Annotated in this window: 17 protein-coding genes and 1 pseudogene; 10 read left to right on the top strand and 8 right to left on the bottom strand. The window is 55.7% G+C overall.

Features of this window, described 5'->3' with window-relative positions; all coding sequences use genetic code 11:
- From WBC85_RS05020 to WBC85_RS05005, 4 genes and pseudogenes are all read right to left on the bottom strand, one after another.
- Positions 1 to 107: pseudogene (locus WBC85_RS05020) on the bottom strand (translation elongation factor Ts); the annotation flags it as partial.
- A gap of 65 nt (positions 108 to 172) precedes the next feature.
- Positions 173 to 955 (bottom strand): 30S ribosomal protein S2, encoded by a 783-nt coding sequence (gene rpsB / locus WBC85_RS05015; protein ID WP_424433596.1) that lies wholly within the window; start codon positions 953 to 955, stop codon positions 173 to 175.
- Positions 956 to 1,147: 192 nt separating this feature from the next.
- Positions 1,148 to 2,092 carry a lipoyl synthase gene (gene lipA, locus WBC85_RS05010; RefSeq protein ID WP_424433594.1) on the bottom strand — a complete coding sequence of 315 codons (945 nt, stop codon included), beginning with the start codon at positions 2,090 to 2,092 and terminating at the stop codon, positions 1,148 to 1,150.
- 108 nt (positions 2,093 to 2,200) lie between these two features.
- The gene (locus WBC85_RS05005; RefSeq protein ID WP_424433592.1) at positions 2,201 to 3,271 is read right to left on the bottom strand and encodes a DUF6456 domain-containing protein; all 1,071 of its coding nucleotides are present in this window, start codon (positions 3,269 to 3,271) and stop codon (positions 2,201 to 2,203) included.
- 279 nt (positions 3,272 to 3,550) lie between these two features.
- Between WBC85_RS05005 and WBC85_RS05000 the strand changes: the two genes are divergently transcribed.
- On the top strand, positions 3,551 to 3,844 hold the full coding sequence (locus WBC85_RS05000) for a DUF6477 family protein (RefSeq protein WP_424433590.1): 294 nt from the start codon (positions 3,551 to 3,553) through the stop codon (positions 3,842 to 3,844).
- Here WBC85_RS05000 and WBC85_RS04995 read toward each other — a convergent pair.
- Positions 3,841 to 5,388: a trimethylamine methyltransferase family protein gene (locus WBC85_RS04995; protein ID WP_424433588.1), complete on the bottom strand. Its 1,548-nt coding sequence runs from the start codon at positions 5,386 to 5,388 to the stop codon at positions 3,841 to 3,843. The genes WBC85_RS05000 and WBC85_RS04995 overlap by 4 nt on opposite strands.
- 199 nt (positions 5,389 to 5,587) lie before the next feature.
- Between WBC85_RS04995 and guaA the strand changes: the two genes are divergently transcribed.
- Genes guaA through WBC85_RS04955 form a run of 8 tightly spaced genes read left to right on the top strand, consistent with a single transcriptional unit; the run spans position 5,588 to position 13,362 of the window.
- Positions 5,588 to 7,162, top strand: a complete 1,575-nt coding sequence (gene guaA, locus WBC85_RS04990; RefSeq protein WP_424433586.1) for a glutamine-hydrolyzing GMP synthase — start codon at positions 5,588 to 5,590, stop codon at positions 7,160 to 7,162.
- Positions 7,163 to 7,199: 37 nt separating this feature from the next.
- Entirely contained in the window at positions 7,200 to 8,084 is an 885-nt protein-coding gene (locus WBC85_RS04985; RefSeq protein WP_424433584.1) for a DMT family transporter, read from the top strand.
- A gap of 31 nt (positions 8,085 to 8,115) precedes the next feature.
- The gene (locus tag WBC85_RS04980) at positions 8,116 to 9,027 is read left to right on the top strand and encodes a DMT family transporter (RefSeq protein ID WP_424433582.1); all 912 of its coding nucleotides are present in this window, start codon (positions 8,116 to 8,118) and stop codon (positions 9,025 to 9,027) included.
- A 34-nt stretch (positions 9,028 to 9,061) separates the two neighbouring features.
- Positions 9,062 to 9,928: an ATPase gene (locus WBC85_RS04975; protein ID WP_424433580.1), complete on the top strand. Its 867-nt coding sequence runs from the start codon at positions 9,062 to 9,064 to the stop codon at positions 9,926 to 9,928.
- 39 nt (positions 9,929 to 9,967) lie between these two features.
- A complete protein-coding gene (gene metA, locus WBC85_RS04970; RefSeq protein ID WP_424433578.1) occupies positions 9,968 to 10,885 on the top strand; it encodes a homoserine O-acetyltransferase MetA in 918 nt (305 codons plus the stop codon).
- Entirely contained in the window at positions 10,878 to 11,828 is a 951-nt protein-coding gene (locus WBC85_RS04965; RefSeq protein WP_424433576.1) for an alpha/beta fold hydrolase, read from the top strand. The genes metA and WBC85_RS04965 overlap by 8 nt, the downstream gene beginning before the upstream one ends.
- A gap of 48 nt (positions 11,829 to 11,876) precedes the next feature.
- Positions 11,877 to 12,746: a polyphosphate kinase 2 gene (gene ppk2 / locus WBC85_RS04960; protein WP_424433574.1), complete on the top strand. Its 870-nt coding sequence runs from the start codon at positions 11,877 to 11,879 to the stop codon at positions 12,744 to 12,746.
- Complete coding sequence (locus WBC85_RS04955; RefSeq protein WP_424433572.1) at positions 12,739 to 13,362, top strand: TetR/AcrR family transcriptional regulator; 624 nt, start codon at positions 12,739 to 12,741, stop codon at positions 13,360 to 13,362. The genes ppk2 and WBC85_RS04955 overlap by 8 nt, the downstream gene beginning before the upstream one ends.
- 337 nt (positions 13,363 to 13,699) lie before the next feature.
- Here WBC85_RS04955 and rpsI read toward each other — a convergent pair whose 3' ends face one another.
- The 3 genes from rpsI to WBC85_RS04940 all read right to left on the bottom strand — a co-directional run bounded on the left by rpsI (position 13,700) and on the right by WBC85_RS04940 (position 16,231).
- Entirely contained in the window at positions 13,700 to 14,188 is a 489-nt protein-coding gene (gene rpsI, locus WBC85_RS04950) for a 30S ribosomal protein S9 (protein WP_424433570.1), read from the bottom strand.
- 2 nt (positions 14,189 to 14,190) lie between these two features.
- Positions 14,191 to 14,652 (bottom strand): 50S ribosomal protein L13, encoded by a 462-nt coding sequence (gene rplM, locus WBC85_RS04945; protein WP_424433568.1) that lies wholly within the window; start codon positions 14,650 to 14,652, stop codon positions 14,191 to 14,193.
- A 157-nt stretch (positions 14,653 to 14,809) separates the two neighbouring features.
- Entirely contained in the window at positions 14,810 to 16,231 is a 1,422-nt protein-coding gene (locus WBC85_RS04940; protein WP_424433566.1) for a PLP-dependent aminotransferase family protein, read from the bottom strand.
- A gap of 93 nt (positions 16,232 to 16,324) precedes the next feature.
- Between WBC85_RS04940 and WBC85_RS04935 the strand changes: the two genes are divergently transcribed.
- Entirely contained in the window at positions 16,325 to 16,558 is a 234-nt protein-coding gene (locus WBC85_RS04935; protein WP_424433564.1) for a DUF1127 domain-containing protein, read from the top strand.
- Positions 16,559 to 16,617: the final 59 nt, after the last annotated feature.

Raw genomic sequence — 16,617 nt, 5'->3', positions numbered from 1 at the left:
GCTGCTTCCATATCGCCTTTTGTTTCTGTGAGCGCCTTTTTGGCGTCCATCATGCCTGCGCCAGATGTGTCGCGCAGTTCTTTCACCATGGCTGCTGTGATTGCCATTTTGATGTCTCCTAAAATTGGGAATGTCGGGGGCGGGCTACCCTGCCCCCGCAAGATCAGCGCAATTAGCTGGCTGCTGGTGCTTCTGGTGCCGCTTCCGCAGCAAGCTCTTCAACAGGTGCTTCTTCCATCGCGCCAAGGTCAACGCCAGCGGCGCCAAGCTGTGCGGACATGCCGTCAAGCGCAGCGCGGGCTGCCAGATCGCAGTAAAGTGCAATTGCACGTGCCGCGTCGTCATTGCCCGGGATGATGTAATCGATACCGTCTGGCGAGCAGTTGGTGTCAACGATTGCAACAACAGGAATACCCAGCTTGTTCGCTTCTGCAATTGCGAGCGCTTCTTTACGCACGTCAATTACGAAGAGAAGATCAGGTGTGCCACCCATCTCGCGGATACCGCCGAGGGATGCTTGCAATTTGCCCTGATCGCGCTCCATGCCGAGACGCTCTTTCTTGGTCAGACCTTCAAAGCCTGTCTCGAACTTCTCATCGATAGACTTGAGGCGGCTGATAGACTGGGAAACAGTTTTCCAGTTTGTCAGCGTACCGCCGAGCCAACGGTGGTTCATGTAATACTGTGCGCACTGCTCAGCTGCGTTTGCGATAGGCGTTGCTGCCTGACGCTTTGTGCCAACGAACAGAATGCGGCCGCCCTTGGCGACGGTGTCGCGGATCGCGTTCAACGCTGCGTCGAGCATTGGAACGGTCTGCGTGAGATCCATGATGTGAATGCCGTTACGCGCACCATAGATAAACGGGCCCATACGTGGGTTCCAACGCTGTGTCTGGTGGCCGAAGTGTACGCCTGCTTCAAGCAGCTGACGCATGGTGAACTCTGGAAGAGCCATGTCGTTTTCCTTTTCCGGTTTCGCCTTGGTGGGGGTATGAACGGATGTTCAAACCGGCGGACATTTGGGGATTTCTCCCCCAAAAGCCCAACCCCACCTGCGGGATTTAATAGAGCGCGTGTAAAATACGCTTATATGAAGCGCAAGCCCTATTGCCGCGCTTGGATCGTGATTTATCGGGAATAGCGGGATTTATCCCAGTTTTGCGGCCCTTGCATCGCGCAAGCGCGCAAAATCGTCCCCCGCATGGTAGGACGAACGCGTCAAAGGCGTGGCCGAAACCATCAAGAATCCCTTGCCCCAGGCCGCTTTTTCGTAGGCTTTGAACTCGTCGGGCTCCACAAAACGCGCAACGCGGTGGTGTTTGGGTGTTGGCTGCAAATACTGGCCAATCGTCAGGAAATCCACGTCAGCGGCGCGCATGTCGTCCATGACCTGGCTCACGCCCTGCTTTTCCTCGCCAAGGCCGACCATAATACCCGACTTCGTAAAGATCGTCGGGTCCATTTCCTTGACCTGCTGCAACAGGCGCAAAGAATGGAAATATCGCGCGCCGGGGCGCACAGTCGGATAAAGGCCGGGCACGGTTTCAAGGTTGTGGTTGAACACATCAGGGCGCGCTTCTACGACCGCTTCAACCGCGCTGACAGGGCATTTCAGGAAATCGGGCGTCAACACCTCGATCGTTGTCTCGGGCGAGCGATGACGCACAGCGCGGATGGTTTGCGCGATATGCTCTGCGCCGCCGTCGGCCAGATCATCGCGGTCCACAGAGGTAATGACAACATGGTTCAAGCCCAGCGTTTCAACAGCATGGGCGACGCGGCCCGGCTCGAACGCATCCAAGGCGTCGGGCTTGCCCGTCGCGATATTGCAGAACGTACAGCCGCGCGTACAGATCTCGCCCATAATCATCATGGTGGCGTGACCCTGATTCCAGCACTCGCCCACATTGGGGCAACTGGCCTCTTCGCACACTGTCACCAGCTTGTTTTCTCGCAGAATATCGCGGGTCTCTTTATACCCACTCCCGGTCGGCGCCTTCACGCGAATCCAGGCAGGCTTTTTCGGCTGTGCATTATCCGGGCGATGCGCCTTTTCAGGGTGGCGCTGGTCGGGAATTTTCAGATCGCGCATGAAGAAGGCCTCGCTGCAAAAGAATGTCGCTCACATATCATACATTCTTTTAACAGCCAGACAGCGCGGCGCATAGCCGCTTTGCTATGCGCGCAAGCAAAGCCCGTTTTAACCGATCAACACGTCGCCCAATTCGACCTCATAGAACTGTCGCAGACGTTGCAAAGCAATGCGCAGCACGATCTTTCCCGAACGCGCCGACCAGCCCATGCGCTTTTCAGCGCTTTCCAGCCCCTCTAACTGGCAACAACAGCGCAGTGCCATATCGCCAAGGCCGGGCCCGAGGAAAGCAAGGGCTTTGGCCACGCGTTCGCGTGCATCGCCAGGGCCAAGGTTGCCGCCGGACTGGCCATTTGATGTGCCTGCATCGCTGCCGGCCGTCAGAAAGCTGTCCCAGTTCTGCGTCACGCGCGGCCCCATCTGCGCCAATTCAAAATCTTCGCGCAAACGCTCTGCCGCATTTACCAGCGCCTCGGATAGAAACGGTGTCCCGTCCTTGGTCTTGCGCCGTGACAGCGCAATTACAGGGGATTCGGCAACGCTATAGCGCACGCGCCGACGCTTGCCGCTGCCCTGCGGTGCGCCCTGCTCTGCTTCGCCAAAAGCATCTTGGGCATGGCTCTCAGACAGCTCGCTCAGTTTCGCGCGCCCCTGCGCGGTGATCCTGTATCGCGAAATCCGGGCAGGTTGCGGGCATTCCACCCACGAATTCAATGCCATAACGGCCACGAACTCAGCTGAAACCGAGGCGGTTTTACTGGTTGCGCCGCCTTGGGTTTCACGCACGACAACCGCCGTGTCCATTCCTTCCGCAACCGCCAGAACCGCGCCAGCTTCGCAAAGACGTTTTAGTACGCGCAGCGTTTGGCGCTCGATCTCGTCACTTTGGCCAATATGACCCTGTGCTCGCTCGTTTGCTGAACCAGCGGCTGTGATGCCCGCAATGTCACCCATGTATTGTCTCTCCTTGGCGGAATGATTGTCGGGGCCATGGAAAACCTTTTCGCTGAGTACCTGAAGTGCGCGATCCACAAGCGGATCATCACGGCGTACTTCAATCTTGCGAATTTGCCGCAGAACCGTCGAAGCATGGCAGCCCGAGCGACGCGCGACTTCGCGAATGGTCAATCCTTCTTCGGTATGGCTCAGATACCTTTGAACTGGCTCTGGAACCCACATGGGGAAAGGCGATTTTGCATCGGGGGTTCCCCCGCGCGGCGAGCAACTTGAAGAGAGGTATGTCACTTAGATTGACCTTGTTATACACATCTTATTAAAGATTTATCCACAACCTGAACGGTATTTGTTACTCATTCGTTAACAATCACCGTTTCGTTAAGCATTGTTTCTAAAAGATAAACAAAAATGAACGGGGCGCGCGCATAAAAGGGTTCTCAGGCAACACACCCATAAGTTGCATAATCTGTGATTCAATCGACAGATCGAAAGGATTACCAGATGCTCGACATTCAAACGCAAATTGCGCGCCTTAAACGACCGCCTTTATTGGTAAATGCAGCGCGGTTCGGGCTGAAGGATTACCGCCGCAAGACCCATCTGCCGCGTATATTGCAGGGGCCGGTGCCTGCAAAAAATCACGCTGTTCTGGTCACGCTCTGCGATATGGAGAGCCACCTTAACAGCCTACGCAAAACGCGCGATGCTGCCTACAGCGCCGCGCGTCATGTTGAAGTTCTAATCGCATTGATCGCCGAAGCACGGCGCATTGCTGAGGTAAAGGACCCAAATTAGACGAATGCGTCGGGCATCGAATCCTTTTTGGCTGCAATATAGGCGCTAAGCGCCTCTGCAATCGCTGGATCAAGTGCGGGCTGTTGGTAATCGGCCAGCATTTTCTCGACCCGTGCGCTCGCCAAAGCCTGCGTATCGCGCGCGCCATCGTCCTGCCACGTCTCGAACGGTTTGTAGTCAAACAGCTCTGTGCGCCAGAAGGCCTGCTTGAAGTTGGCTTGCGTATGCTCGCAGCCAAGGTAGTGACCGCCGGGACCGACCTCGCGGATAGCATCCATGGCTTGGGCGTTCTCGTCATGGGCAATGCCCCTGGCAAGATGGTGCAAGATGCCAAGTTGATCCGCGTCCATCACGAATTTCTCGAAGGATGACACAAGGCCACCCTCAAGCCAGCCACAGGCATGCAACATAAAGTTCACACCGCCAAGCAGCGCTGCATTATGTGTATGCGCCGTTTCGTAGGCCGCCTGAGCATCTGGCATTTTGGAGCCACACAAACCACCACCGGAACGGAATGGCAGCCCCATACGGCGGGCCAACTGCCCTGCCCCGTAAAGGATATGGCTCGCCTCGGGCGTGCCGAATGTTGGCGCGCCGGAATTCATGTCGATGGATGTTACAAAGGCCCCGAAAATGACAGGTGCCCCCGGTTTCACAAGCTGGCTATAGGCAATGCCCGCCAGAACCTCGGCCAGAACCTGCGTTAAAGTCCCCGCCACAGACACAGGCGCCATCGCGCCGCCAACAATAAAGGGCGAAATGATGCAGGCCTGATTGTTCGCCGCGTAGACCTCCAAAGCTCCCATCATCACATCATCAAATGTCATCGGGGAATTGATGTTAATCAGCGAGGTCATCACTGTGTTTTCCTGAACGAAGTCCTTCCCGAACAGAATTTCGCACATATCCACAGAATCCTGCGCACGGCTCGGTTCCGTCACAGAGCCCATGAACGGCTTGTCGCTAAGCGTCATGTGGGCATGCAGCATATCAAGGTGACGTTTGTTCACGGCAATATCTGTCGGCTCGCAAACGGTGCCACCAGAATGGTGCAGCCACTTGGACATGTAGCCAAGTTTCACGAATTTGTTGAAATCATCCATTGTCGCATAGCGGCGGCCACCGACGGCATCGCGTACAAAGGGCGGTCCGTAAACAGGCGCGCACACCAATGTGTTGCCGCCGATAACCACATTACGCTCGGGATTGCGCGCGTGCTGCGTGTAGCTGGCAGGTGCCGTCTTGCAAAGTTGACGCGCCAGACCTTTGGGGATGCGAACGCGCTCGCCCTCGATATCTGCGCCTGCTTCGCGCCAACGCTCTAGCGCAGCGGGGTTATTGACGAAGTTCACGCCGACCTCTTCGAGAATCTGCTCGGCGTTGGCTTCAATGATTTGAAGCGCTTCTTCGGTCAGAATTTCGAAATTCGGGATATTGCGTTCGATATATTTGGCCGTATCGAAACTGACGCTTGTGCGCTCTGCACGTCGCGCTGCGCCACCACCACCGCGTGCGCGGCGCCCGCGTGTTGCTGCTTCTGCCATGATCTGATCCTCGTGACTAAGGGCAAATCGCCCTGCAATGCCTCTACCTGCTATCAAATAGCGCGCGAAACCGTCTGCGCGCGCGCAGTTAGCGTCCTTTCAGATGCAATTCCGACATATGGCATGAGATTCAAAGTTTTTGCATGCCAAGCGGGGTCACTCTCTTGCGAAGGACGCGCCTGCACAATAACAGAGCCATATGACAGAGATATCCCATGACCGCCTTCTGATTATCGACTTTGGCAGCCAAGTGACGCAGCTTATTGCGCGTCGTTTGCGCGAGTTGAATGTTTTTTGCGAAATCCACCCATATCAGAACGTAACGGACGCGTTTCTGGCAGAGTTTGCACCCAAAGCGGTGATCCTCTCCGGCGGCCCTGACAGCGTTACCCGCGAGGGTAGCCCCCGCGCACCCGGCAGCCTGTTCAGCTTTGGCGTGCCGGTTCTTGGCATTTGCTACGGTCAGCAAGTGATGATGCAGCAACTGGGCGGCAAGGTTGAGGGCGGCAAAATCTCTGGCGGTGGCGGCACTGCTGAATTTGGCCGCGCCTTTGTGACGCCTGAAGGTACACTGCCCTTGCTGGATGGCTGGTTTGCGAACGGTAAAGAGCAGGTCTGGATGAGCCACGGCGATCACGTCTCGGCATTGGCACCCGGCTTTGAGGTGTTCGGCACCTCGCCTAACGCGCCCTATGCCATCACTGGCGACGCCGCGCGCAATTTCTATGCAGTGCAGTTTCACCCCGAAGTCCACCACACGCCCAATGGCGCAAAGCTTTATGAGAATTTCATCAAGCTTGCCGGGTTCACGGGCGATTGGACGATGGACGCCTACCGCGAACAAGCGATCGAAGCGATCCGCGCGCAGGTTGGCGACAAACGCGTCATCTGCGGTCTGTCTGGCGGCGTTGACAGCTCTGTTGCTGCGGTCCTCATCCACGAAGCCATTGGCGATCAGCTAACTTGCGTTTTTGTCGACCACGGTTTGCTGCGCAAAGGCGAGGCTGACGAGGTCGTCGCCATGTTCCGCGACAATTATAACATGCAGTTCATTCACGCGCAGGAACAGGAATTGTTCCTTGGCGAGCTGGATGGGCAAAGCGATCCAGAAACCAAGCGCAAGATCATCGGGCGTTTGTTCATCGACGTTTTCCAGAAATACGCGGGTGAAATCGAGGGTGCGGAGTTCTTGGCGCAAGGCACGCTCTATCCCGATGTCATTGAAAGCGTGAGCTTTTCTGGCGGCCCGTCCGTTACGATCAAATCGCACCATAACGTAGGCGGTTTGCCTGAAAAGATGGGTCTGAAGCTGGTTGAGCCGCTGCGCGAGCTGTTTAAGGACGAAGTGCGCGCGCTGGGTCGCGAGCTGGGTCTGCCTGCCTCTTTCATTGGCCGCCATCCCTTCCCTGGCCCTGGCCTTGCAATCCGCTGCCCGGGGGAAATCACCCGCGCCAAGCTTGATATCCTGCGTGAAGCCGATGCCGTTTACATTGACCAGATCCGCAAACATGGCTTGTACGATGACATCTGGCAGGCTTTTGTTGCGATCCTGCCTGTGCGCACAGTTGGCGTTATGGGCGACGGGCGCACCTATGATTTTGCCTGCGCCTTGCGCGCGGTGACATCGGTAGATGGTATGACCGCGGACTACTATCCGTTCACACATGATTTCCTTGGTGAAACCGCCACGCGGATCATCAACGAGGTGCCGGGTATCAACCGCGTCACCTATGACATAACATCCAAACCTCCCGGAACGATCGAATGGGAATAGGATCAAAACGGCCCTACGGGGTGAGTTTAACGGCAAAATGAAGACCGGATTGGCCCCCGAGCTGCGCGCAGCGATCTGGATGATCGGCTCTATCCTTTCGTTTTCGTTCATGGCTGTTGCGGGCCGTTGGCTTGCGGACGGGTATGATACGTTCGAGATCATGCTATATCGCTCGCTCACGGGTATGGTTGTTGTTTTCATCGCTGCGAGCATGTTTGGCACCCTTGGCCAAGTCACCCGCGCCAGTGCACCGCTGCAATTGTTGCGCAACCTGTTTCATTTTGCGGGGCAGAACCTGTGGTTTTTCGCGCTGACAATCATTCCGTTAGCGCAGGTGTTCGCGCTGGAATTCACCTCGCCCATCTGGGTGGTAATCCTGTCGCCGCTTTTGCTTGGCGAGCGTTTGACACGGCCGCGTGTCATCGCGGCGGTACTGGGTTTCATCGGAATACTATTGGTCACACGCCCCGGGGCAACGCCGATCAATATCGGGATCATCGCTGCCGCGCTTTCGGCGATCTGTTTTGCTTTGACAGGCATGATGTCCAAACGATTGACCCGCTCCGAAACGCTAACCTGCATCATGGTTTACCTCACTGTGACGCAAGCGGTTTTCGGATTGATTTGTGCGGGTTATGACGGTGAGATCGCAATTCCCACCTTGCAGAGCGCGCCGCTTTTGATTCTGGTGGGACTGGCTGGCCTCATCGCCCATTTTTGCCTGACCAAGGCGCTTTCCATCGCACCTGCAACAGTTGTCATGCCGATTGATTTCACCCGCCTGCCCATGATTGCAGTGATCGCGATGTTCGTCTTTGGAGAAGCGCTGGATCTTTGGGTTTTTGCGGGCGCTGCACTGATTTTCGCGGGCAACTATTACAATATCTGGTCCGAAACACGCAAAGCGCAGGTTTCGGATTGAGCGTTGCCGCGCAGCGCGCAACAAGCAAGCTATGAGCCAATCAAAAAACATAACGCCGCTCGCCTGGGCCCTGCTGGCGCTGCTCGGATTGATCTGGGGCGGCTCGTTCCTGTCGATCCGCATCGCGCTTGATGAGGTGGGATTTCTGACATCGGTCGCACATCGCACGGGCTGGGCCATGTGTTTGCTTTGGGGCTATGTGTGGCTGCGCGGTTTATCTTTTCCCAAAGAGCCGCGGGTTTGGATCGGCTTTCTCGGCATGGGACTGCTTAACAATGCGATTCCGTTTTCATTGATGGCATGGGGCCAGTTGAGCATCGAAAGCGGACTTACCTCGATCTTGAATGCCGCAACGGCTATTTTCGGCGTTCTGCTTGCCGCACTCTTTTTCGCGGACGAACATCTGAGCGCGCGCAAATTGATTGGCGTTCTGATCGGCTTTGCCGGCGTTGCAACCGCAATCGGGCTTGAGCATTTGCTGGCCTTTGATATCCGCTCCCTCGCGCAACTTGCAGTTATTGGCGGGACGGTTTCCTATGCATTTGCAGGCATTTGGGCACGTAAGTGGCTTGGCGGACTTGCGCCAGAAGTCGCGGCGGCGGGTATGTTAACGGGATCAACCCTTATCATGTTGCCCGCCGCATGGATCCTTGAAGGGCCGATCACGCTGGCGCTTGAGCCGATTACCTGGCTTGCCATTGGTTATTACGTGCTGATCGCCACAGCGCTGGCTTATCTGCTTTATTATCGCATTCTTGCGCTTGCTGGCAGCGGCAACCTTATGCTTGTCACGCTCCTTGTGCCGCCTGTTGCGATCGTGCTCGGAAGCGTGGTTCTGGGCGAAGCCCTGCATCCGCGCGCCTACTTTGGCTTTGGGCTGCTGGCCATCGGTTTGGTGATCCTTGACGGGCGCGCCGTTGACGCCCTGCAAGCAGGCAAGTAGCAAGGCTCAACAGCGATTTTTTAGGGAACGCCCGATGCTTTATCCTTCTGCGCAAGCCTGGCGCGATGCCCCGCACAAACGTGTGCTTATTTTTGCGATGTCCGGCCTTGGAAAGACCTATGTGTCTGAATTGCTCGCCGAGCAAGGCAGCTGGTTCCACTATTCGGTCGATTACCGCATTGGTACGCGCCACATGGGCGAACACATCATCGACAATCTCAAGCGCGAAGCAATGGGCAACGCCTTCCTGCGCGAAATGCTGATGCAGGACTTGATCCATTTTGGCGTCAATGTGCATGACCATGACCTGCGCCCTGTTGCCGCCTATCTGGGAAAGCCCGGCAACCCTGCGCTGGGTGGCTTGCCAATCGGCGAATACCAACGCCGTCAGGATCAATTCCGCACTGCCGAGATTGCAGCGCTGAAGGACACCGCCCATTTCATTGACCGCGCGCAATCCATTTATGGCTATGAACATTTCATCTGCGACTCGGGTGGTTCGATTTGCGAATGGGTTGACCCAAGTGATCCCGATGATCCGTTGCTTAGCGCCTTGGCGCAGGATTGTTTGATGGTCTGGATCAAAGGCAGCGATGCACATACCGATGCGCTGGTGAAGCGTTTTGACAAAGCACCAAAGCCAATGTCCTATCAGCCGGAATTTCTGGAAAACACATGGTCTGAATACCTAATCAAAAACAATGCCATAGGCGACGATGTTAATCCAGATGAGTTTATCCGCTGGACCTATGCCCAGGCACTGGCGCACCGCCAGCCGCGCTATGAGGCCATGGCAAACAATTTTGGCATTACCGTTGATGCCAGCGACTGGGAAACCATTAAAACCGAAAGTGATTTCGTCGATGTGATCGCCAACGCCCTTGCTGCGAAACCCGCTTAACCCTATCTGACCAGCCTGCCTTATTGAGAGAACAGACACATGCCGATCAAACTGCCATCCGACCTTCCTGCCTTTGACGTGCTGTCGCGCGAAGGCGTGATGGTGGTGTCCGAAGATCAAGCGGCGCGTCAGGACATTCGCCCGCTGCGCATCGGGCTTCTCAATCTGATGCCGAAGAAAATTCAGACGGAAAACCAGTTTGCCCGCCTGATTGGTGCAACCCCCTTGCAGATCGAACTGTCCTTGATCCGGATGAGCGAACATCAGACCAAGAATACCGCCGCCGAGCATATGGAAAGCTTTTACCGCCCTTTCTCCGAGGTAAAGTCAGAGAAGTTTGACGGGCTAATCATCACTGGCGCCCCGATCGAGCATATGCCCTTCGATGATGTCACCTATTGGGACGAATTGCGCGAAGTGTTCGAGTGGACACAAAGCAATGTGCATTCTACCTTGGGTGTGTGCTGGGGCGGCATGGCGATGATAAATTATTTCCATGGCGTCCAGAAACACTTGCTCGATGCCAAAGCCTTCGGTTGTTTTCGACATAGCAACCTTGTGCCTGCCTCGCCTTACCTACGCGGGTTTTCGGATGATTGCGTCATCCCTGTCAGCCGCTGGACCGAAATGCGTCAGGATGAAATTGACGCCCATGCCGGCTTGACCACGTTGCTTGCCAGCGAAGGCTCTGGTCCATGCCTTGTGGAAGATCAGGCGCATCGCGCGCTCTATATCTTTAACCATTTTGAGTATGACAGCGGGACGTTGAAACAGGAATATGATCGTGATGTCGCCGAAGGCACGCCCATTAACATCCCGATGAACTACTACCCGAATGACGATCCAAGCCAGACACCGCAAAACCGCTGGCGCAGCCACGCGCATTTGCTTTATGGCAATTGGATCAACGAGATATACCAGTCCACCCCTTACGATCTTGAGCAGATCGGTGGCTAAAGCCCTGCTATATGTCGCTATCGCGCTGCTCGTTTTCGCGGCGCTTACCTGGTGGCGCGCAGGCCTGCGCGAGGCCGCGGCAGAGGCATCCTACCCACCGGAAGGCACCTTCATCGAAGTTAACGGGCATCGCGTCCATGCCGTCGTGCGCGGCGAAGGTCCTGATCTGGTATTGATCCACGGGGCGTCAGGCTCGACGCGCGATTATACGTTTTCGTTGGTTGAAAAGCTGGAAACGGACTTCCGCGTCATCGTTCTGGATCGCCCGGGCCTTGGTTACACGCCGCGCCTGCATCCGCGCGGCGAAACCCTAGAGGAACAGGCCGCTTTATTATCGCAGGCAGCGGCGCAGCTTGGTGCCAAATCCCCGATTGTGCTGGGCCAGTCATTTGGCGGTGCCGTCGCGCTGGCCTGGGCAGTACATCATCCGGATCGCATGTCGGCCCTTGTCTTGCTTGCCGCACCATCCAACCCTTGGACAACGCCAGTTTACCCGCTTTATCGTGTAATTTCCACCCGTTTGGGCGCTGCAATCGTTGTTCCGATCCTGACCGCATGGGTGCCTGACAGCTACGTCGCCAAGGCGCTGGCAGAGATTTTCGAGCCGCAAGCAGAGCCAGAGGGATATAGCGAATACTTCGGCCCCGGCATCACGCTGCGCCGTCAAACCATGGTTGCAAACGCGCGCCAGCGGGTACGGCTTTTGCCAGATATCAAGTCCTTGATCCCCCATTATGGTGCGATTTCGAAACCTACCGAGCTGCTTCATGGCGATCACGACCTGATCGTTGGCCTGCCGATCCACTCGGCCCTGCTGGTCGATCAAATTACAAATGCAAACCTGACTGTCCTGTCGGGCATCGGACATATGCCGCAACATGTCTCGCAACCCGCGGTCATTGCAGCCGTTCAGCGCGCAGCAACCCGCGCTGGATTGAAGTAGCGCCGCGCGCCAGTCATAGTGGACAAAACGAATTGGAGAGTGGGCACGATGGAATTGCCATTTGACGGTGCAATCAGCACGTTTTTCGCGGAAAAAGCGCCACAGAAATTGCGCGACACGATCAAGCGCGCAGACAAGGACGATATTCTAAGCGCAAGCTATCCCCATTCCGAACGGATGAAGCGCAAAACCTATGAAAAAGAAATGGCGGCGCTCCAGATCGAACTGGTGCGCTTCCAACATTGGGTGCGCGAAAGCGGTCAACGCGTCGCAATTGTCTTTGAGGGTCGCGATGCGGCAGGCAAAGGCGGCACGATCAAACGCTTTCGCGAAAACCTGAACCCGCGATCCGCCAATGTTGTAGCCCTGTCCAAACCGACAGAGCGCGAGGCGACGCAATGGTATTTCCAGCGCTACATCGATCACTTGCCCGCGGGCGGCGAAATAACCTTTTTTGATCGCAGCTGGTATAATCGCGGCGTGGTCGAACATGTGTTCGAATTTTGCACACCAGCGCAGCGTGAAGCCTTCTTTGAACAAGTAACCTTGTTTGAGGAGATGCTGGTGAATGAAGGCATTACACTGGTGAAATTCTGGCTGAATGTCAGCCGCGAAGAACAACTTCGCCGCTTCCTGTCACGCGAAAGCGATCCGTTAAAGCAATGGAAACTGTCCTGGATTGATGTCGAGGGATTGAACCGTTGGGACGCATATAGCGACGCCATCAAAGAAACCCTTGAGCGCAGCCATACGGATGCCGCGCCTTGGACGATCATCCGCTCGGACGACAAAAAACGCGCGCGCCTTTCTGCCATTCGCCACGTCCTTGGAAAATTTGACTATGCGCATAAGAATACCAGCGCGCTCGGGCAATTGGATCGCTCCATCTGCGCAGGTCCGGACATCTGGGATGCCTAAAAAGCGCGGCTATCATCATGGCAATCTGCGTCAAGCCCTTGTGGAAGCCGCTTTGGAGCTTATCCGCGCCAAGGGTCCGACAGGTTTCACGCTTTCAGAAGCCGCAAAACAGGCTGGTGTCACGCCCGCTGCGGTTTATCGCCATTTTGAAGGGCGCGAAGATCTGATCGCCGAAGCCGCGCGTCAGGGCTATGAAATCTTCGCAGACGTCATGCAATATGCCTATGATAAGGGCCAACCCTCAGCATTGTCCGCTTTTGAAGCAACGGGGCGCGCCTATCTGGCATTTGCGCGCCGTTATCCCGGGCACTACATCGCGATGTTTGAAAGCGGCATTTCGGTAAACCGAACGCCAGAGCTGGCAGCCGTTTCAACACGTGCACGCGGTGTATTGGAGAAAGCAGCGGAAGATCTCAACAAACATATCCCGGCCGAGAAACGCCCGCCTGCATCCATGTTCAGCGCCCATATCTGGGCCCTTAGCCACGGGGTTGTCGAGCTGTTCGCCCGTAACAGTCCTGGCACACAAAGCCCCTTTCCGCCTGAAGACTTGCTTGAAACAGGGATTGGCATCTACCTGCGCGGGCTCGGTCTGATCGACAGCGATACCAAATAGAGGCGCGCAAGCGCGCCGCAGGGTAAGCATGGGCATGGCCCATGCAGATTCGCCTTCGGCGAGGATATTTAAGGAGAGAGGAAGAGGCAGCCTAAAACCAGACTGCCCCAGTAAGGAAGCATCGCTTCCCCTCTCACGGTCATCGGCGTCCCCGCCTGTACCGCAGGTTTATTCAAAATGATTCCTGTTAAGAAAGAGTTTCCTCTCTCGTTAAATATCCCCGCCGGAGGCATCTGCATGTCCAATAGGACATGCTAAACCTGCGCGCACGTTAAGTGCGCACAATAAGAAAGGGCCACCAGATTGGCAGCCCTTTGCAAAATGTATGTAACGTCGATTAGCGCTTGGAGAACTGGAAGCTACGACGCGCTTTGCGCTTACCGTATTTCTTACGTTCCACAACGCGGCTGTCGCGTGTAAGGAAGCCCGCTGCTTTCAAAGCACCGCGCAAAGATGGATCGTAGATCTGCAAGGCTTTGGAAATACCGTGCTTTACCGCACCGGCCTGACCAGAAAGACCACCACCTTTAACCGTCGCCATAACATCGAACTGATCTTCAGTTCCCGAGATGGTGAATGGCTGGCGCAGGATCATCTGCAAAACGGGGCGCGCGAAATACGCTGCCATGTCTTTGCCGTTTACGACAACTTTACCTGAACCAGGCTTGATCCAAACGCGAGCGACCGCGTCTTTACGTTTGCCTGTTGCATAGGAGCGGCCAAGTTCGTCGCGAACTGGTTCGCGTGGCTCTGCAACGTCAACAACGGCTGCAACGCCTTCGGCTACTGCGCCAAGCTCTTCGAGAGAATTGATTTGATCAGCCATTATTACACCCGTGTGTTCTTGGAGTTCATGGACTTAACGTCCAGAACTTCTGGGTTTTGTGCTTCATGCGGGTGCTCTGCGCCCGAATAGACACGCAGGTTCGTCATTTGCTGACGGCTCAAAGGACCGCCTGGCAGCATGCGCTGAACCGCTTTGGTCATCACGCGCTCTGGGTAATCACCCTCAAGCAGCTCGCCCGCTGTACGGAACTTGATGCCGCCCGGGTGGCCTGTGTGCCAGTAATATTTCTTGTCAGTGCGTTTCTTGCCAGTCATCTGCACTTTTTCAGCGTTGATGATGATGACATTGTCGCCCATATCCATGTGCGGCGTGAACGACGGCTTGTGCTTGCCGCGCAGGCGCATAGCAACGATCGAAGCAAGACGGCCCAGAACAACGCCTTCGGCGTCGATCAGGATCCATTTCTTCTCGATGTCTGCTGGCTTTGCAGAGAAGGTTTTCATCGACATATACCCTTATAGGTCTTTTGAATCACGAAGCGCGAGGAACCCTCGCGCGAATGGGCTGGTTATACGCGTCGTGCTTTTCACGTCAAGCGCAGTTAAGTCCAATTAATTAAGCCAAAACAACACCTTACAAAATAGGTATAATAATACCCCATCAAACCCCGATACGTTCAGGGGGATTATCCAGCAAATTGCGCAGACGTACCATCGCCGCCTCGAAATGGTCGTGATCGATCTGCGCGTTAATCGCGATCCGAACGGCATGCGGCGCGCGGGCTTCTCGCCCTGCGAACTCTTCAGCAGGGCGGATTTGAACTTTGGCCACTTCCGCAGCTTGGCAAAACGCTGATGCGCGCCAGCCTTCGGGTAATTTGAGCCAAACAAACGGCACATCTTCATTCCACGTGAGATCATAGGTTCCCAGGTGATTCACACAGGTTTGTACATATTTGGCAAAAACCGCGTTCACTTGCTCTGCGCAGGTTACGGCGCGCGGGTCTGTCAATAAAAGCTCGGCAAGGTCCGCAAGCGGTGTGGCCAAGCCAAAGAAACCATGCTCTGCGGAGCGGCGCAAAGCAGGAACGTTCGGCTTGGGTGCAACCACAAAACCGATGCGCAGCGCCGGAGTGAGCGTTTTGGAGATGGAGGACACATACCACCCCCGTTCTGGTGCAAGCATACGATAGCCAGGTGCGCGTGTCGGCCCCATGCGGTAGCAATCGTCCTCGATAATCTGGATATCATGCGCTCGCGCAACCTCGACGATATCTTCACGGCGCTCCAATGGAGTAAAGAGCCCCGTCGGATTATGCACCTCGGGAGAGGTGCAGATCGCTTGAACATTATGGAATTTCGCAATTGCAGCTATGGCTTCAGGGATCATGCCGTTCTCATCCATCGGAATCGCAATAACCTCTGCCCGCAGCAAGGCAGCTGCGCGCCGAAAGCCGGGATATGATAATTCTTCCACAAGAATGACAGGAGACGGTCCGCTGAGAATGGATTGCAGCGCAAGACTTACGCCATTTTGTCCGCCATGCGAGAGCACGATATCCTCTTGATCTATCGCGCCAAGCGGTGTGCCTTCCAGCCAATGCAGCACAGCGCAGCGCGCTGGTTTGAAAGTCTTGCGATTGGGATAGTGCATAACGCCCGATTGCGGATTCGCAGCCACGCGCGCCATCAAGGTCTGGATCAGGTTCACCTGACCCACATCAGGCAACAAAGGCGAGGTCAATCGAACCACCTCCGGCCGCGTTTCCAGAGAGATCGGCTTGATAACAACGTCAGAAAGATAATCCGAAGCAGGTTCGTTGACAGGGGCCAGTTTTTTGGCCGCTACGAAGGTTCCACGCCCGACCGCGGCCTCTAGCGTGCCTTCGTCGGTTAACAGCGTGTAAGCGCGCGCAACAGTGCCCGGCGTTATCTTCAGATCCCAAGCCAGATCGCGGACGGGAGGCAGCTTTTGACGTGGCTTGAGCACATCGCCCTGAATTGCGGCGCGGATGGAGCTTGCAAGCGCTTTGTATTTCGGGCCCTCGAATTTTTCGATGCTGGGCAGCCAAATTGTATCCATTACAATCTTTCTATAGACGCACAATGCATCTCTTTGTATCCCTATTGATACGAAAGACAACACATTGTGTCAATACAATTTAAGGAGTGTCCCATGTCACAATCTCGCGCTCTGATCTCAGCAGATCTCGCATTTCTCGATAGCCAACGCCCGATGCCGATCCTGGCAGCTTTGGCGGTACGCGTCGCTGTGACAAGCTCCAAATGGGCGTTGCGCCACCGCACGCGCAAAACGCTCAAACAACTCGATACGCATTTGCTGCGCGACATCGGCTTAACGCCCGACGCCGCCGATATCGAAGCGAACAAGAGGTTCTGGCGCGCCTGATCGCGTTATCGGACTGTTCCCAAGTTTCTCGAACCTCTTACTTCGGCGGCTTTCATGGA

It is taken from the genome of Planktotalea sp., assembly GCF_049680325.1.
Classification (GTDB): domain Bacteria; phylum Pseudomonadota; class Alphaproteobacteria; order Rhodobacterales; family Rhodobacteraceae; genus Planktotalea.
Note: the sequence above shows the minus strand (reverse complement) of the source record. Positions and strands in the feature narration are given on the sequence as shown.